We start from the raw sequence: 22,765 nt of genomic DNA on the forward strand, positions 1-22,765 counted from the left end.
ATGTTGTTTACATCAGACAAGGCTATCTATCTTCAAATAAAGGAACTGGTCATGGAAAAAATCCTATTGGAAGAATGGCTTCCAGACACTAAACTACCATCAGTTCGTGATTTTGGTGCAGAGATCGAAGTAAATCCCAACACCGTTATGCGTGCTTATGATATCTTGCAACAAGATCAAATCATCTATAACAAACGTGGAGTTGGCTTTTTTGTCAGTCCCGAAGCGAGAGCGCTCGCACAGCAGGAGAAGAAAAAAGAATTTATCGAAACAGAGCTTCCTACATTCTTTAAAACCATGCACCTCCTGAAAATGGAAATCAATGAAATTATAAATCTATATAATGATTACAAATCATGAAAAAATCAATACTGTATTTTTGCATAGCCACCGTCCTAGCCATCTCTGTTTATTTTTTACCCAATCTCTATGGTACAATCAGATTGAATGAACAAAACGATCCTATTGATCCACTATCTAAAATGTGGCTTGACAAAAGTGGTAAACAACTCCAACATGACTATCCGGCAACAATCCGTGTCCTAAAAATCGAAGGTAGCGGAGATGATCTTATTTTTAGCGTAAAACAAGGTGCAAACAATTTCTATTCAAAAAAAATTTATAACTATACCTCCCGTATATCGGGCGATACCTTATATCTTAAAACTAAGGGAGAAACAGAGTTCTCTATCAGTAATCGTGGAACGCTGAACAAAATCATAATTGAAAAGGCGCATGGGTTTATACATGACGAACGTAACACAGGAATTTCATCCTTTGAAATAGGGAACAGTTCCCGTATGCGATTGTTCACTAAACTTGATACGACGGCTGCAAAACAGCTACAGCTGCAGGTAAGAGACGAGTCTGTACTCCAGTTGAACAATGGCAAAATTTCAACGATAACCGCCACAGTAAATAATGGTGAAATTATCTTAGGAAGTAAGTTAATGACGGACACCGCAAATATCAGATTGGAAGGGCGAAGTACTGTACGATCGGACATGCCAGGGAATATGCAAGAAGTGAAAAATCTGATCGTAAGCGGTAACAGGCAGTATTTCAAAGAAAAGAATATGGGTAAAGGGATGACAATACGCATGATCCAGTAAAACACCTCTTCCTCTAAAACATATTTCGTAACCACATCGCCCCTCTTTGCGACGCATCCCATATGACTAAGCAAAAAGGGGCGATGCATTTTTAAAAGCCTTCTAAAAACAAGAAACATTGTTCCGGAAACTTTGTTATTAATCATAACTAGATTACGACATGGCTTTTGTAGATTATTATAAAGTATTAGGAGTAGAAAAAACAGCTTCAGCGGACGAGATAAAAAAAGCGTACCGAAAATTAGCGCGCAAATACCATCCCGACCTCAACCCCAATGATGAAACTGCCAAAAAGAAGTTTCAGGAGCTTAACGAGGCGAACGAAGTTCTCACTGACCCTGAAAAGCGCAAGAAATACGATCAGTACGGAGAGAACTGGAAGCATGGCGAAGAGTACGAAAAAGCGCAGCAACAAAGTCGGCAGTCAGCAGGGGCACAAGGTTCTCCATTTGATGGATTCGATTTTGATTATTCTGGGAACTATGATACCGGTGAATTTTCAGACTTCTTTGAGCAAATGTTTGGTCGACGTTCAGGCGGAGGTCGACAAACCAAATTTAGAGGAAACGACTTTAATGCAGTACTCCAATTAACGCTCCAACAGGCCTACACCAGCCACCAACAAACATTCACTGTCAATGGGAAAAATATCCGCATTACTGTCCCTGCGGGTGTGGAAGATGGCCAAAAGATAAAACTAAAAGGCCAAGGCGGTGAAGGAACCAATGGTGGTCCTGCTGGCGATTTATACATCCAGTTTGAAATACAATCAGACGCAGAATATCAGCGCCATGGAAGTGATTTATACAAAACACAAGAAGTAGATCTTTATACGGCAATTCTTGGTGGGGAAACAATCGTCGAGACGCTTTCTGGCAAAGTAAAGATTCCAATCAAAGCAGGCACACAAAACGGCACCAAAGTACGACTAAAAGGCAAGGGTTTTCCCATCTACAAAAAGGAGGGAAACTTCGGTGATCTATATGTCACCATTCAGGTCAATATTCCAAAGGAGCTAAGTGATAAGGAGATGGAATTATTCCGCCAGCTAGCCGAACTAAAAAAGAAATAACATGAAAAGAACGCTAATTAAAGTAATAGATGTATGTACCTCACATCAAATGGAGATACATTTTGTCCGCCAACTTTCCGAAAGCGGACTGATCGATATCGTGGTCTACAAGGACGAAGAGTTTTTAGATGAAGAACAATTGCAGCCACTGGAACAGTATGCGACCTGGCATTACGATCTGGATATCAATATCCAAGGAATCGAAGTCGCACAACAGCTTTTATTAAAAATAGAGCAATTACAAGAGGAGGTTAATCGACTGCGGTAATGAGTATATTATCAGCCATCTTCGATGGTCATTTAATCTAAATTGATTTTCCCTCGAAAAGATTTTTTCTGACTGTGTTTTTTCTTACGATCTAGGCGTTCTAGAACTTTCGATTTGGGTATCTTAGTTGCTACACGCTTTTTGTTTACCACCAAGCTCGTCTCCAACAACAAGAAGAAACGTTTAATGGCAAGCTCTTTATTTCTTAACTGGCTACGATCTTCGGATGATTCAATTTGGAGCAGGCCATCCTTAGTGATTCTGTTCTTAAGACGTTCAAGGAGCAAATCCTTCTGCGTTGGAGAGAGATAGGCCGAGCCAGCCACATCCCACAGGAGCGTAACTTTAGACTCTACTTTATTCACATTTTGACCACCAGCGCCACTAGATCTTGCTGTTTTAAATACAAGTTCTGATGCTATTCCTTCTTTGTTAAGCATCTACAAAACTAATCACGTTTTCTGATATAAAAAAATAACCGGATAGGTAAGCATAGAAAAACCTATACGTAAAGCTACACGATCCTTTTCAGATAAATTTTGCACAATTATTGCAATTCACCTCACGCAAACATCCGCAATTAATACGTAATTTGTAGCATTGATAATGTACCATGCAGTGGCTGCGTGTTCACAACATCATAACAAACATTTTCGTAATTTTAGAAGAGATGAAAATAGGCATAGTATGTTATCCCACTTTTGGAGGAAGTGGCGTCGTCGCGACCGAACTAGGCAAAGCCCTAGCATCCACCGGACACGAGATTCACTTTATCACCTACTCCCAACCGGCGAGGTTGGATTTTTTTTCCGAGAACTTATATTATCACGAGGTCGCCATCTCGCAATATCCGTTGTTTGATTTCGCGCCCTACGAATCGGCGCTTGCCAGCAAGCTGGTTGATGTCGTCCGATTCGAAAAATTAGATCTGTTGCATGTACACTATGCAATACCACACGCTTCTGTAGCTTATCTCGCAAAACAGATCTTGGCAACCCAAGGGATTAATATTCCGGTTGTCACCACATTACACGGTACCGACATCACCCTGGTCGGAAAAGATAAAAGTTTTAATCCTGTCGTTACCTTCTCCATCAATCAGTCCGATGGTGTAACAGCTGTTTCTGAAAACTTAAAACAGCAAACCCTAGAATCATTTGAGATCAAACGCAACATTCAAGTTATACCTAACTTCATAGATTTCACGCGTTTTCACAACAAAAGTAAAGAACACTTTAAGCGTGCTATAGCCCCCGGTAATGAGCGTGTAATTACACATACTTCAAACTTCCGAAAGGTAAAAAACACGGAGGATGTCGTACGTATATTTCAAAAAGTAAATGAGGTATTGCCAAGTAAACTACTAATGGTCGGAGATGGTCCGGAGCGCCGCAATGCCGAAGAGCTCGCCCGTCAATTAGATATCAGTCACGCCGTACGATTCCTGGGTAAACAAGATGCCATAGAAGAGATTCTTTCCGTGTCCGATCTCTTCTTAATGCCTTCTTCCTCGGAAAGCTTTGGGTTAGCTGCACTAGAGGCAATGGCGTGTCATGTACCTGTTATCTCCACCAATACAGGGGGACTTCCTGAGTTAAACCGACACGGTGTAAGCGGGTTCCTAAGCGACATTGGCGATGTGGAGGACATGGCAAAGAATGCCCTTTATATCCTGGAGGATTGCGATCGTTTATTGAAATTCAAAGAAGCAGCTTACAAGCGAGCTCAGGAATTTGATATTTCTAAAATTCTACCGATGTATGAAAACTACTACGAAGAAGTGATTCGGCAGTCGCAGAATAAACTTTAAGTTATTCCGTAGAAGGCTAAAAAAAATTTTTATCTTTGTCTTTTGGATATGCTCCAAAAAAACACTCATGAAATATAAACGTATCTTACTAAAACTCAGCGGAGAAGCCTTAATGGGCGAGCAAAGTTATGGCATAGACATCAATCGTGTGATGCAATATGCTAACGACATCAAGGAAATTCACAGTCAAGGTCTAGAAATTGCCATCGTTATTGGTGGTGGAAACATATACCGCGGTCTAAGTGCCGAAAAAGCGGGTATGGATAGGGTACAAGCCGATTATATGGGTATGCTTGCTACAGTTATCAATAGCATGGCCTTACAAGATGCGCTTGAAAAAGTGGGATTAAAAACGCGTTTATTGACGGCCATTAAGATGGAACAGATCTGTGAGCCTTTTATCCGTAGAAGAGCCGTAAGACACCTAGAAAAGGGTCGGATCGTTATCTTTGGTGCAGGAACGGGAAACCCATATTTCACGACAGACACCGCAGCATCACTTCGTGCCATTGAAATCAATGCCGATGCGGTATTAAAAGGAACACGCGTAGACGGTATTTATACCGCAGACCCAGAAAAAGATCCTTCCGCAGAACGTTACGATAAGATTAGTTTCCAAGAAGTATACGCCAAAGGGCTTAACGTGATGGACATGACAGCCTTTACTTTGTGCCAAGAAAACAATCTTCCAATAATTGTATTTGACATGAACAAACCTGGCAATTTGAAAAAATTGGCTGAAGGGGAAGACATTGGTACAATTGTTAGCTAAAATTTAAAGAAATAAAAAATATATGAACGAACTAATCTCATTAGAACTAGATGACTGTAAGTCGAGCATGGGAAAAGCTGTAGCTCATACAGAATCTGAGTTAACGAAGATCAGAGCAGGAAAAGCATCTCCATCTATGTTAGATGGAATTGCAGTAGACTACTACGGCTCCATGACCCCTATTGGCCAAGTAAGCAGCATCAATACAACTGATGCACGTACTATCGTTATCCAACCGTGGGAAAAAAACATCATCAGTGCCATCGAAAAAGCTATTATCGATTCTAATATCGGTTTAAATCCGCAAAATGATGGTTCGATTATTCGTTTGGCGGTTCCACCATTAACGGAAGAGAGACGTCGCGACTTGGTAAAGAAGGTTAAAGAAGAAGCTGAAAAAGGTCGTGTTGCTATCCGCAACATCCGTAAAGATGCGAACGAGTCGATCAAAAAATTGAAAAACGACGGTGTTTCCGAAGACGAAATAAAAACGGGAGAAGCCGAAGTACAGAAGTTGACGGATTCATATATCGTCAAAGTCGATCAATTGACGGAATTAAAAGAAAAAGATATCATGACCGTATAGTCTATGCGATATAACAGAAAAGGGTTAACGTAAACGACGTTAACCCTTTTTTTATGCAATTACATTTTTTTTAGCTACCTTGAAAAAAACCTAGACAAACAGAAAAATTATGCAACAAGAAAATCCGAGCAGAAGAAGATTCTTGAAACAGGCAGGCCTTGGTCTTTCTGCAGCCCTAGTAAGTCCCTATTTTTTTTCATGTGAAACAAAGAAAGTAGGCACTACTCCTTTTCACAATTTGGGAATACAATTATACTCCATCCGTGATTTAATAGCACAAGATCCGGTGAAAACACTGGAAACAGTTGCAAAGATAGGGTATAAACACGTGGAAACATTTGGCCTCGACCCTGTGAATGGTACATTTTGGGGACTGCCTATTTCTGACCTAAAAAAGGTATTAGAGGATAACGGTTTGAAGTCCCATAGTGGTCACTATGATATGTCCAACTACCTTAAACGAGGCGCAACAAGTACCGAGAGTATAGAAAAGTATATTGAAATCGCACATAAACTAGGTCAAGAAAACATTGTCGCTCCGGTCACACCGATGGATAATCTGAATAGTCTATCTGTAGCAGACTATCAATATGCCGCAGACCAACTAAATAAAGCGGGAGAGCTATCTAAAACAGCGGGAATCAAAGTTGGTTATCATAATCACTTTTGGGAATTCCGAAACTTTGCTAATGGTACGAAGGGACTCGATATTCTTATCGCATTTACAGAGCCCACTTTAGTAGATTTCGAATTGGACTTATTCTGGATTCAAAAAGCAGGCTACAATGCACAGTCGTATTTTGAAAAATACCCCGGCAGATTCACCATGTGGCACATGAAGGATATGGATAATCAGTATACCACACCAGTCGTTGGCGAAAAGTATGACCAGGCAGACTTTTCAGAAATAATGAAACAGATACGCTATACAGAAGTTGGAACAGGTGCGGTCGATTTTGTGAACATCGCGAACTATGCAGACAAGTCGGGGTTAAAATATGCCTTTGTCGAACAAGATGACATATATTTACCCAATAAATTCGACAGTATTAAGAAGAGTTTTGATTACATACAAAAGAATATTGCTAAATAAAAAATGCTCCTTACGGAGCATTTTTTATTCTATATTTTGTTTTAATTAGAAAGTCATTCCTTCCACTTCCGCAGCAGTCTCTTCCACCTTATCTTTCAATTCCTTTTTAAAGGCAATTATGTTCTGCGCAATAGTGTTATCTGCTGTCCCAATAATCTGTGCCGCTAAAATACCTGCATTTTTTGCAGCATTAAGTGCCACCGTAGCTACCGGAATCCCATTTGGCATCTGTAATATAGAAAGCACGGAATCCCATCCGTCAATAGAATTAGAAGATTTTACGGGTACTCCAATCACCGGTAAATGTGTTATCGAAGCGACCATACCTGGCAAATGCGCCGCACCACCTGCCCCTGCAACAATAACTTTCAAACCGCGGTCTGCAGCCGTAGTAGCGTAGTCGAACATGCGCTGTGGCGTACGATGTGCCGAAACAATCGTGACTTCAAACGGTACATTTAAAACTTTTAACACATCAATCGCATCCTGCATTACTGGAAGATCAGATTTGCTTCCCATGATAATACCTACTAATGCTTTATTCTCTTGACTCATATTTATGCTTTTACCTTTAATATTTCCTGTACTAACCGCGCATTCTTGATAGCCAAGTCACGATCATCATTCACAATACACACATGTCCCATCTTGCGGAACGGTTTAGTATATTTCTTACCATACAAATGTACAAATACACCTTCAATCGCCAACACTTCCTCTACGCCGTCATATTTCGCTAACCCTTCGTACTTCGCTTCTCCGAGTAGATTGATCATAACAGCATTAGAACGCGCCGCGGTACTACCTAAAGGCAAATTAAAAATAGCACGCAAATGCTGTGCAAATTGTGACGTCACATTTCCCTCGATAGAATGATGGCCACTATTATGTGGGCGAGGCGCCAATTCATTAACTAATATCTGACCATCTTTAGTCAAAAACATCTCGACAGCCAATAAACCAACAATCTGTAAATCGTTCGCAATTTTCTTTGCGATCTCTTCAGCCTGTACCTGAATTTCAAAACTCAAGATCGATGGCGAAATCAGGAACTCGACCAAATTAGCTTCCGGATTAAACTCCATCTCCACTAATGGATAAGTCGCCACCTCTCCCCGATCGTTACGCGCGACGATAACAGCAATTTCTTTATCAAAATCAATAAGCTCCTCAATCAGCGAGGGCGCCTCAAAAGCAGATTCTATATCTTGCGTACTTTGGATACGTTTAACCCCTTTTCCATCATACCCATCCCGACGAAGCTTTTGCATATAGGGAAATGCGATTTGTGTTTCGTAAAGATTCTCTTTTGTTGAAATTAATTGAAAAGGCGCCGTCGGAATATCGTTTTGTTTAAAAAACTGCTTCTGCAAGCCCTTATCTTGAATTAATCGGATAACACGAGATTGCGGATAGACAATAACACCTTCCTCTTCCAATTTCTCCAATGCATCAACATTTACCTTTTCAATCTCAATAGTAATCATGTCGAGGTCTTTTCCGAAATTATAAACTGTTTCAAAGTCCGAAAGCGAACCAGTCTCAAAACGATTACACAATTTCCGGCACGGTGCATTTTTATCTGGATCTAATACATGCACATTCACATTGTAGTTAATAGCTTCCTGAATGAGCATCCGCCCAAGCTGTCCACCACCTAGAATCCCTAATTGTAACTCACCATAAAAGTCCTTTGCCATAATTTAATTTATGTATATTAAGCGTTTTCAGGAAAAAATTGATCCTGAAGTATATTTTCTGTTTCTATTTTCTTTTGTAATTCCAGGAAAGCTCCAATTAAAGCTTCCGGACGTGGTGGACACCCCTGAACATACACATCCACTGGTATAATCTTATCCACACCTTTCACCACATGGTAGCCATGCTGCCAATAAGGACCACCGCAATTTGAGCACGAGCCCATAGAGATAACATATTTTGGTTCGGGCATCTGATCATATAACTTTTTAATACGATCTGCCATCTTAAAGGTAACCGTACCGGCTATGATCATCACATCCGACTGACGCGGTGAGGGCCTTGGGAATACACCGAAACGATCCAAATCGTAGGTAGCTGCCATTGCTCCCATCATCTCAATAGCGCAACAAGCAATACCAAAACTAACCGGCCACATGGATGACAACCGTGCCCAATTCAGTAAATCGTCCATTTTGGCGATAATAACACCTCCACTTTCTTGTTGACCTGCTAGATTATTCATAGGTTAAGCGTTAGGTTTCTTGAACTTTGGACGGAATCCTAAATTTGCGGGTGCTGCCACAGGAATAGTCTCTTTCACCGTCGTTTCAACCGTTTCCTTAAAATCACGAACAACGTATTCTTTGTTGTTTAATGTCTCATAAACAGCAGCAGGAATACCTGTTTCAACAACAGGTCGCTTCAACGTCGGCTTTATCCACGCGATGTCGCCACGTTTCCAAACATAAATAAGACCAATGACCAGAATACCAATAAAAATGGCCATCTCCAGTAGTGTAAACCACCCCCAACGATTATCTTGTCCGATAAACTCTGCATTACCAAAGACAGTCGCCCACGGAAAGATAAAAATCAATTCCACATCGAACAGTAGAAATACCAAGGCTATAACATAAAAGCGCGGATTGATTTGTACCCAGCCTGTTCCAATTGCTTCTTCACCACATTCATACGTACTAGACTTCTCGGGGCTTGGTTTCTTAGGAGAGATAAACTTCGCAAGGAAGATGGTTCCACACACCAATACAATACCTACTATAGCTATTAATAGTATCTTACCATATTCGGACAGCTGTGCGGGATCATCCATACGTTAGCAAAGTTAAGAAATTATTTCCTGACATCAATTCTGCGACGATAATTTTTATGAAAGGACGCACAAAACCACTTAACGCGATCCAAAACGCTTCACTTCCACTTTTCTCTCTTTCACTTTCAGAATAAAAGAATCCAATAAAATCGTCTGCTCTACTTCTACCGTTCCAGATTGTTGATTGCTATCTATACTAATATTCGTCGGGATTGATTCGGTATCGATATAGAAAATATACGTTCCTTTTGGTAAGTTAAAGGAGAAACCTCCCGTTTCTGTCGTTTTTGTTTCAAATATGCCACCTTCTTTATTCTCCGCAATAACACGATAACCGTCAAGATTCAAATTTGCCTCAACGCTTAAATTAGCATCAAAATCTATTTTAATCGCCCCCTTTACAAACCCAACCTTCTGTAACGCAATATCCACATAAGACGTTCCGGAACCAATCTCTACTAGTTTGGTAATTGCTTGGTAACCATCGCGCATTGGAAAAAATAACGTATGATCACCATATGGCATTCTTTTAAAAGTAGCTTTTCCTTTCTTATCGGTTACAAACAAGACATTCTTAACCATAAAATTATAATTCGCTGCCACAGCTTCACCGGCATCAAATACCCCATTATTGTTATTATCATAGAAACAAAAGATGTCTAAATTTCCTGATTTAACAACAGGACGATCCAAGCTTTGTCCTTTTAGATTCTGACGAATTCCGGCTCGTAGATTGGTAAACGTATAGTCGTAACCACTCATAGCCTTCGTATAACTATATTGATATGTCGCCGTCAGCATGGTATTCTTAAGCACCTTATACGTCGCATTAAAATTACCGGCATACGTATTACCAAAATTAGTCGTCATATTAATGGATGCATTCGCCGACCAAGACAACTTCTTTTGAAACAATAAGCCCGCATAGGAACTACCGAAGGAGAAACGATCCCCCACGGCTCTTCCCATTAATTCGCTATTCAACAGCTCATAAGCCTGAAAGGCACCATGTTGGTAATTCCCAAACACGGTCAACATATTATAATTATAGGAAAAATTACCACGAAAAGCATATGTATTCCCCAAACGATCTGCTACCGATATCAACCCACTTTCGGTAGTCAAGAAAATATTATGTTTGTAATTTTTCGAACGCATATTTGCGGTCATCATCATTTGCCATGCACGTATAGAAAGCTCTACCGGTTTACTATCTAACCAATAAGCACCCTTTTCCTGATTAAAGGACGGTTGCACGTTCAGCGCTAGAAAACTAGAAAATGGCAAACTAACATTTAAATCGAACTTAGACGTGCTATTAGAAAACGATTCAAAGTTATGATGTAAATACTTCGGCGAAAACTCCGAGTAAAAATACCCAAGATTATAGTAGTACTTATTAATTTGACGTCCGACACGCTGCATTAGCTGTATGGCACCTCTCCTATTTCCCGGATAATATGCCGTGCTATAAAAATTATCACTCGTATAATTCCATTTAGACCTGTTACCATTCAGTTTTACACCAAAAGCTCCAGAAGGACGAAACTCATCAATTCCGCTTTGTCGTCCGTAAAAGTGGTGCAATCCGCCTGCAACAAAGCCTGTCAACCGCATATCTTTATCATAGTCGGCAGGCAACAAATCAAATGTATTACCAAAAAGTATGCTTTCCGTACTATCCAAACCATTCTTATCAAAGAAAATCTGACCATCATAAATCTTGCGACCATTCTCCTGCTTCCCAGAAAAGAAGCGAGAAAATACAGTAAAACCAGGATTATCCTTACTATAAAAACCTAACAAATCATTAGATTTCTCTACAATACCAGCCGAAAACTCATTCGTTCGCACATCATTCCACACCGTAACTTTCCCCCCTCGTCCATAAATCGCAGCCTCTAGATTTTCTTGAATATTTCCGGCCGTCAGCTGGTAATTTCCTTTTTCAAACTCGATGAACGTACTGTTGATATTTGGATTGCTATTGAAGTCTCCAAACTGGTTGACATTAAGAGCGTACCGCAACTTACCATCAGCTAAACGGTATCCACCTTCCGACCGTAGGTAGTACATACTTCGATCATCTAAAAAATTGTTAAGCTGTAAATCAATATAGTTATTGGAATAGATAGGATTACTGTTATCCATGCTAAACATCTTCTGGTAATCTCGGTTCGAAGAGACATTGGAGAACAAGACACCTACATTTCCGAAGACATCACTATTGCTGTATATACCACTTACTCGAATAGTATATTGAGCGAGCGACATCATGTACTTTTCAATGGCAAAACTATAGCTTAAGAGCGAATCCTTACCGGCAGGCAGGGAAATCGCGAGCGCTTTAAAATTACGATCCCCGAGACGGTCTGGTGAAGAAAAAAGAATATTAACATCTTCATCTGTGGTTCCATTATTAAAAACCCGGAGCTTGACAGAAACGGAGTCTCCTACCTGTCGCAAATATTGGAGCGGCGTGTTGTCAAGTAAAACAACGGATCTTTTCTCTGGAACACTAATATGGATACGTTTTTCAGAAACCACATTACCAGCCTCATTCATCAAACGCACAGTGAAAAACTTATCTTTCAATGCCGATAACATTGAACTTCGAAATTTCAAGGATAGGAAGCGCTTCTTGCCGGCACTAATAAGCACAGCTTGTCGCGTATCTTGGATAGACACGAGACCATTCGGCAATTGTAATTCAATACGTCCTGTAAAATCAGTCGTACTATTATTCTGCATCTCGACATCCAAGGCACTTAAGCCTGCTTGCAACTGCAGTACAGAATCGACCGTTAAGGTCACCGTCGATTGCGCCACTCCGTCCTTTGGAGTCACGAAAACAACAAAAAATAAAAAAAGGTAAAAAGAAAACCGCATACGTGTGGATATCTCCTACTTTGGGATCAATGAATAAACCAACGAAACCGCATAATCACCCGGTTTAACGGATACAATTTGCGATTGTGAAAGCTTAGCTTTATAGTTTAGGTTAAAGTATTGAATATTCTCTTTATTTGTGGATGTACCCGACAATAGCATTTGTGGATTTGTAGAAAGCGTTAGCACCGGGTTGGCAAGAATTGTTTTTGCCCCCGTCCCAGCGGTTAATTTTGTACTTAACACGTTTAACGGCAAACTACCACTAGTCGACGAATTTAGCTCACTGTCCACAGATTTGACCTGCAGTTCAAAATTACTCTTGGCATTGACCTTCACTGCATTTTCCAACAACAAAGAAACCCCATCGAGGTAATCTCTTGCCGATTGGAAACGGAGCGTGGCATTACTAGCCTCGGTACCAATTTCCAAACCATAGTCTGGTGTTACATCCACCAAATTACCATCTGTAAGATTCGGATAGATATGTAAATCATATACTAAAGGCGCTGTACCGATAATTTTTCTATTTTCGTCATACAAGGTGTAAAGCATCGGTATTCGATACTTAATATGTGTCCATTGATTCACACCGCTCTGGTAGCGTTCCAAATATTTCCCTTGCGTAACTTTGATCGAGCTGTATAAAAAGACCTGTGTATAATCCTTATTGTATGAAGAAAATGGTGCTTTTGCCTGATCAACCAACATAATTTCAGCATTTTTTTGCAAAAAGACTTCGTTCAGGTTCATCCCAAAACTTTGCAGATTCATCTGCGCATTATTGTTATCTGTTGTCCAACGGAACGTTAATTTGTCGAGCGGAAAAACTTCCCCACTTTTACTGGGCCCACCGTCCACAATGGTAATAGCACCATCCAAACGAACAGATAACGACCATTTCTTAATATCGATCCCTTTGCTTAACAGGTCAAACTGAAAAGTATTAAAGCGCTCACCTCCATCCTTTCCAAGGTAAGAAGTAACCTGTAGGTAGTTATTACTGTGACCTAAAAAACGTAACTGCCCATAGGCACAAGATAATACCTGTAACCAACAAACAGCAAATACAACGATTATTTTATTCAGATACTTCATGTTTAAACTCCAATTCTGCAGCTTTAACTTGTTGTTGATTGCCATAGAACAACATAGCTGAGGCTACATAATTACCTTTCGCTAAATCTTTTGGGACTTGAACATACTGCTTGCGATGATCTCCCGGAAGCGCATAAAAGGCCAAATTATCCAATAATGTTTTCTTACCTGTTTCTTGGTTTATGAACTCCACGCGCATTTGTCCTTCCAACCACACATTTCCAGTGACATCATACGAAAGTTCGATATACTTATTGACACTATCAGGGGCTAGATACTTGAAGTCGGTTATTTCCAAATCAGGTTTATCCATCCCTGTAAAACGGTGGTAGATCTTCACTCCCGACCGAACGGCAATACGAATATTAGCTCCTTCTCTTTGATTTCCCTCCTTCGGGTTCAACTGAGAGATAAACAGCATCGCCGTGTGTACGGGTAAAGAATCTTGATAGACCACATTTGGTGGTACCATAATGTTTACTTGTAACCGTTTACTTTCTCCCGGCTTGAGCGCAAAAAATGGTTCTGAAACAGAAACCCAGTTGGCACAGCTCGTTTTTAACATCCCTTTAGGCTTCAGGATATTATCACCATATTCATTATACTCCCAATCCTCCATCGAAGCAGCAAGCTCCAATGTATAATCCTTACTTGGATTAGTCACTTCAACACTTAAGCTTTGATTTTGTCCAGAATTGCTCACGAAATAAAGACGTGGCGGCCCCACACTTAACCCTGTTTGTGCAAAAGTTGAAAGAGAAATCAGAAGAAAAAATAAAACGGTAGCTATCTTTTTCATAAAATATTGTTGTGTTGTCGCAACTAGTGAATAAACGTTTCTTCCTGCTATTTGCAGGAAAACTTCTATACAAAGATAGAAAACGGAACGCTTAACACCGTGCTCAATTTAACAACAAAACCAAGCAAATAAAGAATTTCAAATTCAGAAAAAAAAGCAAGTGTTATTCACACTTGCTTTTCTTATACTTTAGACTAATTAAGTGCGTAATTAGTCAGCTAAGATATCGTAAACTACGTCTACTGTATATCTCGCACCAGTTTTGTTGTTCTTTCCTAAGAAGTTTTGTACTTCTGTAGAGTTCAACGCTCTAGCAGCGTATAATACATTTAATGGCTGTGCTACCACTGATGCTGATGAGTTTGAGTTACCTGAAGCAAAGATATCTTTACCTTTACCGCTGTTCGCTGCGCGATCGCTGTATAAAGTAGCTACATCAAATGAACTACCTGTACCAACTTTAACAGAAACAATTTCACCTGCCATTGTAGCAGCAGCTTGATCGCCGTCACCACCATTTCTTGTCAATACGTTGCTCGAAGCTTTAGCATAAACTTTGTAACCTGTACCAACTGCAGTAACTTTCAAGTGATCGTTTACTTGCTTGTTAACACCCGTAGTATAGTCCGTAGCAGTGTTATAGATTAAGTTGACAGCACCATTCTCTGCAAGACCAGTTTGACCTTGATCTAGAGAACCGTCATTTACTTCGATAGACAAAGCTGGGTTCAATACCACGTTTACTTTTACTTGTTTAGATTGAGCATTTGCTCCTAAAACTGCTAGGCAGGCTACAGCTGCCAAAATAAATCCTTTTTTCATTTTCTTTAAAACAATTACGTTCATCTTGTTTTTAACTAACGGGACAAAAGTATCCATTACCCCCATTCAAAAAATATAAAAAAAGGACACGCAAATATAAAAACATGTTCAAACACGCAGGTCGATTTTGAAATAATGGCGTTTAAAAGTAATAGGACTTGTTTTTGACTTTTTGCTGACAACAGCAAAAAAAACAACTATCAAAAAAAATGTAGCGCAAGCGCTACGTCGTAAATAGAGAGGAATAATTTTATCATAAAAAAGCCTCAACTGTAGGTAGTCAAGGCTTATATTTTACTTCGCTTCGATACTGTATAAGACAACATTTGTAAACGTATTCACTTTCCCAAATTCACTATACTTTATCAGCTCGTTGCCACCAGGACCTTTATAGGTCACATCAAATTTATTATCAAATGCCGGATTATCGCCCGTTATGATTGCTCTTTCTTCTAAAGATAATATTCTTCCTTCTGTCACTACCCCATCCGGCTGCGCTGCTGGAGCAGCTAAAACGCTTACGTTAGGTTGTAACATTCCTGTCCCCGGCTCACCTCCATTTTTTATAAACTCCTCATTTACAACACGAACTTTAACAACATACGGACTTGTACTAAAAACATTAAGATGTTCTTTTTGTACGACTGCCACACCATTTGCATAATCCTCAACGGTATTGTAAGTTAAAGTTGTTGTCTCCTGACTAGCATTAACCGTCAAATTTTGCACGTGATTTAAAACAATATTAAGTCGCACCGCATTCTGTGCACTAAGCATCTGAAAACAGATAAAAAAAGCAAATGTCAATAAACAATTTTTCATAACACAACAATTAACCCCTACTTATATGTAATACTCACATCGTAAAGATGAACAATTTTTCTCACACAAAGTTTGTAGCGGAAGCATTATATGATGTGATTTTTGTCACATTTTAATGACAAAAACTATTGTTTGGCAATAAAATAAAGAAAAAATAACACCTCTTTTCGGTAACACGTTGGACATAAGAATATTGCATCTAAAGACGTTGAACGCATCTTTTGAAGCACTAACAGAACGATTAACAAAAAATAACATAGGGATAATGTCTTTTAAGAAAAGAATAAAGCATTGGAGGTCTTTTTTTATGCTTCTCCAACGACTTTCGACCTGTGCCGAGTTATCCTGAAACAAAAAACGGGGAATCGCATTCATGCAACTCCCCGTTCTAGACTACTGTGATTTATTAAACTAGATAGATTTTGTTTTCTCTTGTAACCACTTTTGTGTTTCGACATCCAAATGCGGCGCTAATTTCTCAAACACCCACGCGTTGTACTTATTTAGCCAATCAATATGTTTTTGATCTAAAAGGGTCTTTTCGACCAAGTCTGTTGCAATATAACAAATCGTGAGTGTTTCAAAGTCCATAAACTCACCAAATTCATTCTGCGTTAGAACCTTGCTATGTACGAGATTTTCGATACGGATACCGTATTGCCCCTCGCGGTATAGGCCTGGTTCAATAGAACTAATCATGCCGACTTCTACGGGGATATCGACATTTGATGGGTTAAAGGTATGTGGTCCTTCATGTACATTCAGGAAAAAGCCCACGCCATGCCCCGTTCCATGGCCATAATTACGAAGCGTTTCCCAGATAGGCCTACGTGTAATGGCGTCGATCTGGTAACCACGTGTTCCCCGTGGAAACACAGCCATCGATCCTTCAATCGTACCCTTCAAGACAATCGTATAATCTTCCTTCTCATTAGGTGTGATATTTCCCAACGAAATCACGCGTGTAATATCCGTTGTCCCATCTAAATACTGTCCTCCTGAATCAACTAAGAGTAAACCTGTGGGTTTTAACTTCGCGTCACTATCTTCTGTCGCCTTATAGTGTGGTAATGCTCCATGTTCTAAATAACCGGCGATAGTATCAAAGGAAATATCCACAAATGCATCCCCTTCGGCACGTAAAGCCTGTAATTTATCGGCAATAGACATTTCTGTCAATTCTCCTGTGGCCACCTGCTCTTCCACCCATTTAAAAAATTTCGTCATAGCCACGCCGTCCTTCACCATTGCATTTCTGGTGTGAGCAAGCTCTACATCATTTTTCACAGCTTTCAATAAAGTCGATGGATTCATGGCCTCAACAATGGTAGCTGAGTCTGGCACCGCATCGAACATAGCAAAACAGGTTCTTTTAGGATCAAGCAAGATCTGCTTCGCCTTTATGGATTTGATTGCCGTAAACGCTTCACTGTAAGGTTTAATAGCTACCTCTGCAGCTTTAAGGCTCTCAACATCGGACGCATCCAATTTAATCGGATCAATAAAAAGTGTTTGTTGCGTTCCTTCTATCAAAAGAAAACCTAATACAACCGGGTTACATTTTACATCACGCCCTCTTATATTTAAAACCCAAGCCAAATCATCGAGTGAAGAAATTAGATGCGCATCGGCACGCTTCGCTTTTAAGACCTCCTTTACTTGATCCAATTTAGTTTTGGTCGATGCACCTGTTGCCGCGAGGTCTAATAAGTAAGCTTTTTCTGTGGGTAATGTTGGTCGACCTTCCCAAATAGCATCCAGTAGGTCCGTATGTCCATCAACAACTATCCCTACAGGAGTTAGCATATCCTTTACGGCTTGCGCCAATGCAACCGACGCTAAGTTTCCGTCAAACGCAACTGTCGCCCCTGCTGGCAATTTCTTTGCTAACCAGTCGGCATACTCGGCGGCACCTTGAACTTTCAGTTTGACCAATTCAAAACCCGTATCGGCAAGTTGATCCACAGCCTGCACAAAATAACGAGAATCTGTCCATAAGCCCGCAAAATCTTGCGTAATGGCCAATGTTCCTGCGGACCCTGTAAAACCAGATGTCCATGCTATACATTTATATCTATCGGGGAGGTACTCGCTTATATGTGGATCTGAAGAAGGTATGATGTAACCATCAATTCCCTTTGCCTTCATCGCGGCCCGTAGGGCACTTAACTTTTCTACATGTGTCATTTCAAGAAATATACTGATACCTGCGCAAGGTAAAAAAATAAGCTGTAAAACCCATAAGTAGCCCAAATCTGATACGATAATTTTACATCTTCAATACGCAAATTAGCGAGCCTTTGTAAGTAAAATTAACTAAGTTTGTTTTTACATCAAATGTGCCTTACTCCGATGGGCGGATATGTTCGCTTATAAGAAAGGCCCTGTACAGAACGAAAAACATGAAAAAAAAATGGCTTATAATGGGCTTAGGACTGGCCTTTATTACGACCGCTTACACAACAAAAGCACAAGACCTAAAACAAGATATAAGCCAAGCTTACCAACGTTTTATTAACAGTGGTAACATTCCAAATGGCATTGCATCCTTAACCGTGCTGGATAGTAAATCAGGACAGGTAATCTTTGAAAACAACAGCACAACGGGATTACCGACGGCATCTACATTAAAAGTTATCACTTCCATAACGGCACTCGATATTCTCGGACCCGAATACAAGTATAAAACACAGCTGTATTACACAGGATCCATCGATAGCCTTGGCGTCCTTACCGGTGATGTGATTATACAAGGATCGGGCGATCCTACCCTAGGTAGTGACCGCTATCCTGAAACAAAAGCGGAAACTCTTCTGAATAAATGGTTGTATCATATTCGTAATGCAGGTATTACTGCTATACAAGGACGCATTATCGGAGATGATCTTTCCTTTAATGGTATGGATATGCCTGGCGGCTGGAACTGGGGAGATATGGGAAATTATTACGGCGCCGGCGTGTCGGGTTTAAACTGGCGTGAAAACAAAGCTGGGTTAATTTTTAAACCAGGCGCCATCGGAAAACCAGCCCCATTCGAACTGGCTTCCTCCGAACTCTACGACTTAAAAATCATCAATGAAGTAACAACTGGCAACAATGGCACCGGAGATAATGTCTACGCCTATTCCGCGCCTTACTCCACAGTCGTATATGTCCGCGGAACCTACGGCAAAGACTTGAATAAAACTATTGAAATATCAGTTCCCGATCCGGCCTATGATTTAGCACAACAACTTTACCGCACGCTAGAAAGAAACATGATCGTCGTGGATAGCATCTGCCTACCTACGACTGCTAAACGACTGCTCAATGAGGGCGAGCAGCTCCAAAACACAAAAACATTGCTAGATACACATCAGTCACCTCCATTGAAAGAGATTGTGCACTGGTTCAACCAAAAAAGCATCAATCTTTACGGCGAAGCACTGCTTAAAACGATTGGTTCGATTAGCGGAAACAAAACAGAAACAGAAGATGCTGCACGACTTGTCGCTAAATACTGGGAACAAAAGCTTCGTATACCGACTTCACAGATGCAGCTAAAAGATGGTTCAGGTCTATCGCCTCAAAATAGAGTTACCACACAGGCCATGAGTAAAATAATGAACTACGCGCAAAACAGAGCTTGGTTCTCGGATTTCAAACGAAGTCTACCAACCTATAATAATATGACGATGAAAAGTGGTACCATAGGAGGCGTTTTAGGATATACAGGCTATCAAAAACATAAGTCAGGACAAGAGTTTACCTTTAGCTTATTAGTCAACAACTATACGGGAGGATCCAGCAATATGCGCCAAGCGATGTTTACCCTGTTGGACATTTTGAAATAATGGCAAAAATTAGTTAATATACAATTGAAATTATAGTTTTGTAGCCACGAAATTTGTGTATAGATATATATAATAGATTACAATGAGTAATAACACCAGTAACAACAAGAAAAAAGAAGCGTTGGATTACCATGCCATGGGCAGACCGGGCAAGATTGCCGTAGTACCAACAAAACCACATACCTCACAAAGAGATTTATCATTAGCCTATTCGCCAGGTGTTGCAGAGCCATGTTTGGCGATCGCAGCGAACAGCGAAGACGCATACAAATATACATCTAAAGGAAACCTAGTTGCCGTTATCAGTAATGGTACAGCTGTGCTTGGCCTTGGAGATATCGGTGCACAAGCCGGAAAACCGGTGATGGAAGGTAAAGGATTATTATTTAAAATCTTTGCAGATATCGATGTGTTTGACATCGAGCTAGACACCAAAAACGTTGACGAATTTGTCAATATCGTAAAAGCATTAGAGCCTACGTTTGGAGGTGTCAACCTGGAAGACATCAAAGCACCTGAATGTTTCGAGATTGAACGTCGTTTAAAAGCAGAAATGAACATTCCTGTTATGCATGACGATCAACATGGAACAGCCATTATTTCGGGAGCAGCATTAATTAATGCATGCGAATTAACGGGTAAAGATATCAGCCAGGTAAAAATCGTTGTGAATGGAGCCGGTGCTGCAGCAATTTCATGTACTTCCATGTATATCTCTGTTGGAGCTAAAAAGGAAAACATCGTTATGCTCGATAGTAAAGGTGTCATCCGTAGGGATCGCGAAAACTTAGATAAAACAAAAGCTGAATTTGCAACAGACCGTGACTTATATACCTTGGCAGATGCCGTAAAAGATTCCGATGTTTTTATCGGACTTTCCGCGGCAGACGTTTTAACACCAGAAATGTTGTTGTCCATGGCATCAAAACCAATCGTTCTTGCCATGGCGAACCCGAATCCAGAGATTTCCTACGACTTAGCCATCGCTACCCGTACTGATATCATCATGGGAACAGGTCGTTCAGATTTCCCCAACCAAGTGAACAACGTATTGGGTTTCCCATACATTTTCCGCGGCGCCTTGGATGTCCGTGCCACGAGCATCAATGAGGCAATGAAAATCGCCGCAGTAAGAGCGTTGGCATCCCTAGCAAAACAACCTGTACCTGAAGAGGTGAATCAGGCCTATAGCACCAATAATCTTAAATTTGGAAACGACTATATTATCCCTAAACCTACAGATCCACGCTTGATAACAGAAGTTTCTGTCGCGGTTGCGAAAGCAGCAATGGAATCAGGAGTAGCACGTCAAGAAATTACAGATTGGGATGCATACAAAGAAGATTTACGCAAACGTCTTGGTAAAGATGATGGTATTATGCGTACGTTAACAAGAAAAGCAAAACAGAATCCGAAACGTGTGGTTTTTGCTGAAGCAGACAATTATAAAACATTGCGTGCAGCACAGATTGTTAAGGAAGAAAAAATCGCGTTCCCAATCTTACTTGGTAATCGCGAAAAAATCCAAGATTTAATCAAAGAGTACGATTTTGAGTTACCTAATGTAGAGATTATCGATCCACATGCGGAAGCAGGTTCTGAGCGTTTCAATAAATTTGCAGCACATCTATATGCCAAAAGACAACGTCGTGGCATTTCTGAAAGTGGCGCTAAAAAGCTCATGACTGACAGAAACTATTTTGCGGCCAGCATGGTACAATTTGGCGAAGCTGATGTAGTAATTTCTGGATTAACAAGAAACTACGGCGCAACAATCCGTCCAGCCTTACAAGTCATTGGTGCCAAACCAAATAGCAGAGTCGCAGGTATGTATATGATGTTGACTTCAAAAGGACCTATTTTCTTTGGAGATACAACGGTTAATGAAGACCCAACAGCAGAAGAGCTTGCAGATATCACGATCTTGTTAGATAATGCGATCCGTCGTTTTAATATAAAACCAAGAATTGCTTTATTATCCTACTCAAACTTTGGTTCAAACGATGGCCGTGTCGCGACTAAAGTACGTGAAACAGCTAAATTACTTCGCGAAAAAGCACCTGAGATCATTGCTGACGGTGATATCCAAGCCAATTTTGCTTTGAATAGTGAAATGTTAAAAGCTAACTTCCCATTCAGCTGTCTAAATGGAGAACCGGCAAACACGTTGGTTTTCCCTAATCTAGAATCTGGAAACATAGCGTATAAACTACTTCAAGAAGTCGGTAATGCGGAAGCGGTAGGTCCAATCCTTTTAGGCATGAACAAGCCGGTACACGTTTTACAATTAGATAGTTCTGTACGAGAAATTGTGAACATGGTTACCATTGCTGTAGTTGATGTTCAAGAACACGAAAAGCAAAAATAATGTACGATTATTTCCGCGGAAAATTAATACTTAAAGCCCCTACCCACGTTATATTAGACGTGGGTGGGATTGGCTATCACATCCATATCTCCCTGACAACATTTTCCCAAATCAAAGAGCAGGAAGAATGTAAGTTGTATGTTTCTTTTCAAGTGCGTGAAGATTCACAAACCTTGTACGGATTTGCATCCGAATCCGAAAGAGAATTATTTAACCACTTAATTTCCGTTTCGGGTATTGGTCCCAATACCGGACGCATGATGTTGTCCTCTATTACCCCGGAAGAGATTCAATCCGCTATTATCAGCGGACATGTCAGTGTCATCCAAAAGATTAAAGGTATTGGTCCAAAATCAGCCCAACGCCTCATTTTAGAATTACAAGATAAGCTTAAGAAACTTGGTGGAGGCACGCTCTTGGGTCTTCCAATCAGTAAACCATCTATTAGCGAAGAAGCACTTGCCGCATTGGTGATGTTAGGCTTCGTTAAGGCACAAGCCGAGAAGGTTTTGAATAGTCTACTCCTCGAAAATCCAGACCTTACGGTGGAAGAAATGATCAAATTAGCGCTGAAAAAATTGTAAGAAAACAACTACAACGATAGGTTTT

The 22,765-nt window shown here is 40.4% G+C and carries 22 protein-coding genes; 11 read left to right on the top strand and 11 right to left on the bottom strand.

Translation table 11 applies throughout. The annotated features are described in order from the left end of the window. The 4 genes from B9Y69_RS06865 to B9Y69_RS06880 all read left to right on the top strand — a co-directional run bounded on the left by B9Y69_RS06865 (position 1) and on the right by B9Y69_RS06880 (position 2,452). Positions 1-360 carry a GntR family transcriptional regulator gene (locus B9Y69_RS06865; RefSeq protein WP_085472279.1) on the top strand — a complete coding sequence of 120 codons (360 nt, stop codon included), beginning with the start codon at positions 1-3 and terminating at the stop codon, positions 358-360. Next, entirely contained in the window at positions 357-1,112 is a 756-nt protein-coding gene (locus B9Y69_RS06870) for a hypothetical protein (protein ID WP_085472280.1), read from the top strand. Before B9Y69_RS06865 ends, B9Y69_RS06870 begins: the two co-directional genes overlap by 4 nt. Before the next feature lie 160 nt (positions 1,113-1,272). Next, positions 1,273-2,184 carry a DnaJ C-terminal domain-containing protein gene (locus B9Y69_RS06875; RefSeq protein WP_085472281.1) on the top strand — a complete coding sequence of 304 codons (912 nt, stop codon included), beginning with the start codon at positions 1,273-1,275 and terminating at the stop codon, positions 2,182-2,184. Between the two features lies 1 nt (position 2,185). Continuing rightward, positions 2,186-2,452 (top strand): chaperone modulator CbpM, encoded by a 267-nt coding sequence (locus B9Y69_RS06880; RefSeq protein WP_085472282.1) that lies wholly within the window; start codon positions 2,186-2,188, stop codon positions 2,450-2,452. A gap of 32 nt (positions 2,453-2,484) precedes the next feature. Here B9Y69_RS06880 and arfB read toward each other — a convergent pair whose 3' ends face one another. Then, a complete protein-coding gene (arfB, locus tag B9Y69_RS06885; protein ID WP_085472283.1) occupies positions 2,485-2,892 on the bottom strand; it encodes an alternative ribosome rescue aminoacyl-tRNA hydrolase ArfB in 408 nt (135 codons plus the stop codon). Between the two features lie 230 nt (positions 2,893-3,122). On the opposite strand from arfB, the gene bshA reads away from it, so the two are divergent. The 4 genes from bshA to B9Y69_RS06905 all read left to right on the top strand — a co-directional run bounded on the left by bshA (position 3,123) and on the right by B9Y69_RS06905 (position 6,713). Then, on the top strand, positions 3,123-4,262 hold the full coding sequence (gene bshA / locus B9Y69_RS06890) for an N-acetyl-alpha-D-glucosaminyl L-malate synthase BshA (protein WP_085472502.1): 1,140 nt from the start codon (positions 3,123-3,125) through the stop codon (positions 4,260-4,262). Between the two features lie 67 nt (positions 4,263-4,329). Beyond that, positions 4,330-5,034 carry a UMP kinase gene (gene pyrH / locus B9Y69_RS06895; RefSeq protein ID WP_085472284.1) on the top strand — a complete coding sequence of 235 codons (705 nt, stop codon included), beginning with the start codon at positions 4,330-4,332 and terminating at the stop codon, positions 5,032-5,034. A 22-nt stretch (positions 5,035-5,056) separates the two neighbouring features. Further along, the gene (gene frr, locus B9Y69_RS06900; protein ID WP_085472285.1) at positions 5,057-5,620 is read left to right on the top strand and encodes a ribosome recycling factor; all 564 of its coding nucleotides are present in this window, start codon (positions 5,057-5,059) and stop codon (positions 5,618-5,620) included. Between the two features lie 109 nt (positions 5,621-5,729). Further along, positions 5,730-6,713: a sugar phosphate isomerase/epimerase family protein gene (locus B9Y69_RS06905; protein WP_085472286.1), complete on the top strand. Its 984-nt coding sequence runs from the start codon at positions 5,730-5,732 to the stop codon at positions 6,711-6,713. A 45-nt stretch (positions 6,714-6,758) separates the two neighbouring features. Here B9Y69_RS06905 and purE read toward each other — a convergent pair whose 3' ends face one another. From purE to B9Y69_RS06960, 10 genes are all read right to left on the bottom strand, one after another. After that, positions 6,759-7,268 carry a 5-(carboxyamino)imidazole ribonucleotide mutase gene (gene purE, locus B9Y69_RS06910; RefSeq protein WP_085472287.1) on the bottom strand — a complete coding sequence of 170 codons (510 nt, stop codon included), beginning with the start codon at positions 7,266-7,268 and terminating at the stop codon, positions 6,759-6,761. Positions 7,269-7,270: 2 nt separating this feature from the next. Next, positions 7,271-8,413 carry a 5-(carboxyamino)imidazole ribonucleotide synthase gene (locus B9Y69_RS06915; protein ID WP_085472288.1) on the bottom strand — a complete coding sequence of 381 codons (1,143 nt, stop codon included), beginning with the start codon at positions 8,411-8,413 and terminating at the stop codon, positions 7,271-7,273. Positions 8,414-8,430: 17 nt separating this feature from the next. Further along, positions 8,431-8,937: an NADH-quinone oxidoreductase subunit B gene (locus B9Y69_RS06920; RefSeq protein ID WP_085472289.1), complete on the bottom strand. Its 507-nt coding sequence runs from the start codon at positions 8,935-8,937 to the stop codon at positions 8,431-8,433. A gap of 3 nt (positions 8,938-8,940) precedes the next feature. Beyond that, entirely contained in the window at positions 8,941-9,525 is a 585-nt protein-coding gene (locus tag B9Y69_RS06925; protein WP_085472290.1) for an NADH-quinone oxidoreductase subunit A, read from the bottom strand. A gap of 78 nt (positions 9,526-9,603) precedes the next feature. Beyond that, the gene (locus B9Y69_RS06930; RefSeq protein WP_134430508.1) at positions 9,604-12,372 is read right to left on the bottom strand and encodes a hypothetical protein; all 2,769 of its coding nucleotides are present in this window, start codon (positions 12,370-12,372) and stop codon (positions 9,604-9,606) included. Positions 12,373-12,429: 57 nt separating this feature from the next. After that, on the bottom strand, positions 12,430-13,512 hold the full coding sequence (locus B9Y69_RS06935; RefSeq protein WP_085472292.1) for a hypothetical protein: 1,083 nt from the start codon (positions 13,510-13,512) through the stop codon (positions 12,430-12,432). Beyond that, on the bottom strand, positions 13,496-14,311 hold the full coding sequence (locus B9Y69_RS06940; protein ID WP_085472293.1) for a fimbrial biogenesis chaperone: 816 nt from the start codon (positions 14,309-14,311) through the stop codon (positions 13,496-13,498). The genes B9Y69_RS06935 and B9Y69_RS06940 overlap by 17 nt, the downstream gene beginning before the upstream one ends. Before the next feature lie 210 nt (positions 14,312-14,521). Next, positions 14,522-15,157: a hypothetical protein gene (locus tag B9Y69_RS06945; RefSeq protein ID WP_134430501.1), complete on the bottom strand. Its 636-nt coding sequence runs from the start codon at positions 15,155-15,157 to the stop codon at positions 14,522-14,524. A gap of 270 nt (positions 15,158-15,427) precedes the next feature. Then, positions 15,428-15,955 carry a hypothetical protein gene (locus tag B9Y69_RS06950; RefSeq protein ID WP_134430498.1) on the bottom strand — a complete coding sequence of 176 codons (528 nt, stop codon included), beginning with the start codon at positions 15,953-15,955 and terminating at the stop codon, positions 15,428-15,430. 411 nt (positions 15,956-16,366) lie between these two features. Next, complete coding sequence (locus B9Y69_RS06960; RefSeq protein ID WP_085472297.1) at positions 16,367-18,142, bottom strand: aminopeptidase P family protein; 1,776 nt, start codon at positions 18,140-18,142, stop codon at positions 16,367-16,369. Positions 18,143-18,357: 215 nt separating this feature from the next. Between B9Y69_RS06960 and dacB the strand changes: the two genes are divergently transcribed. The 3 genes from dacB (at position 18,358) to ruvA (ending at position 22,740) form a co-directional block, all read left to right on the top strand. Next, a complete protein-coding gene (dacB, locus tag B9Y69_RS06965) occupies positions 18,358-19,788 on the top strand; it encodes a D-alanyl-D-alanine carboxypeptidase/D-alanyl-D-alanine endopeptidase (protein ID WP_234991129.1) in 1,431 nt (476 codons plus the stop codon). Positions 19,789-19,870: 82 nt separating this feature from the next. Continuing rightward, a complete protein-coding gene (locus B9Y69_RS06970; protein WP_085472298.1) occupies positions 19,871-22,156 on the top strand; it encodes an NADP-dependent malic enzyme in 2,286 nt (761 codons plus the stop codon). Beyond that, on the top strand, positions 22,156-22,740 hold the full coding sequence (gene ruvA, locus B9Y69_RS06975; protein ID WP_085472299.1) for a Holliday junction branch migration protein RuvA: 585 nt from the start codon (positions 22,156-22,158) through the stop codon (positions 22,738-22,740). Before B9Y69_RS06970 ends, ruvA begins: the two co-directional genes overlap by 1 nt. The last annotated feature ends 25 nt before the right edge of the window (positions 22,741-22,765 follow it).

This window comes from Sphingobacterium psychroaquaticum, from assembly GCF_900177625.1.
Taxonomy (GTDB): domain Bacteria; phylum Bacteroidota; class Bacteroidia; order Sphingobacteriales; family Sphingobacteriaceae; genus Sphingobacterium; species Sphingobacterium psychroaquaticum.

Coding starts and splice junctions, on each gene's coding strand:
- B9Y69_RS06865 (WP_085472279.1), top strand. CDS start 1: ATGTTGTTTACATCAGACAAGGCTATCTATCTTCAAATAAAGGAACTG.
- B9Y69_RS06870 (WP_085472280.1), top strand. CDS start 357: ATGAAAAAATCAATACTGTATTTTTGCATAGCCACCGTCCTAGCCATC.
- B9Y69_RS06875 (WP_085472281.1), top strand. CDS start 1,273: ATGGCTTTTGTAGATTATTATAAAGTATTAGGAGTAGAAAAAACAGCT.
- B9Y69_RS06880 (WP_085472282.1), top strand. CDS start 2,186: ATGAAAAGAACGCTAATTAAAGTAATAGATGTATGTACCTCACATCAA.
- arfB (WP_085472283.1), bottom strand. CDS start 2,892: ATGCTTAACAAAGAAGGAATAGCATCAGAACTTGTATTTAAAACAGCA.
- bshA (WP_085472502.1), top strand. CDS start 3,123: ATGAAAATAGGCATAGTATGTTATCCCACTTTTGGAGGAAGTGGCGTC.
- pyrH (WP_085472284.1), top strand. CDS start 4,330: ATGAAATATAAACGTATCTTACTAAAACTCAGCGGAGAAGCCTTAATG.
- frr (WP_085472285.1), top strand. CDS start 5,057: ATGAACGAACTAATCTCATTAGAACTAGATGACTGTAAGTCGAGCATG.
- B9Y69_RS06905 (WP_085472286.1), top strand. CDS start 5,730: ATGCAACAAGAAAATCCGAGCAGAAGAAGATTCTTGAAACAGGCAGGC.
- purE (WP_085472287.1), bottom strand. CDS start 7,268: ATGAGTCAAGAGAATAAAGCATTAGTAGGTATTATCATGGGAAGCAAA.
- B9Y69_RS06915 (WP_085472288.1), bottom strand. CDS start 8,413: ATGGCAAAGGACTTTTATGGTGAGTTACAATTAGGGATTCTAGGTGGT.
- B9Y69_RS06920 (WP_085472289.1), bottom strand. CDS start 8,937: ATGAATAATCTAGCAGGTCAACAAGAAAGTGGAGGTGTTATTATCGCC.
- B9Y69_RS06925 (WP_085472290.1), bottom strand. CDS start 9,525: ATGGATGATCCCGCACAGCTGTCCGAATATGGTAAGATACTATTAATA.
- B9Y69_RS06935 (WP_085472292.1), bottom strand. CDS start 13,512: ATGAAGTATCTGAATAAAATAATCGTTGTATTTGCTGTTTGTTGGTTA.
- B9Y69_RS06940 (WP_085472293.1), bottom strand. CDS start 14,311: ATGAAAAAGATAGCTACCGTTTTATTTTTTCTTCTGATTTCTCTTTCA.
- B9Y69_RS06945 (WP_134430501.1), bottom strand. CDS start 15,157: ATGAACGTAATTGTTTTAAAGAAAATGAAAAAAGGATTTATTTTGGCA.
- B9Y69_RS06950 (WP_134430498.1), bottom strand. CDS start 15,955: ATGAAAAATTGTTTATTGACATTTGCTTTTTTTATCTGTTTTCAGATG.
- B9Y69_RS06960 (WP_085472297.1), bottom strand. CDS start 18,142: ATGACACATGTAGAAAAGTTAAGTGCCCTACGGGCCGCGATGAAGGCA.
- dacB (WP_234991129.1), top strand. CDS start 18,358: ATGAAAAAAAAATGGCTTATAATGGGCTTAGGACTGGCCTTTATTACG.
- B9Y69_RS06970 (WP_085472298.1), top strand. CDS start 19,871: ATGAGTAATAACACCAGTAACAACAAGAAAAAAGAAGCGTTGGATTAC.
- ruvA (WP_085472299.1), top strand. CDS start 22,156: ATGTACGATTATTTCCGCGGAAAATTAATACTTAAAGCCCCTACCCAC.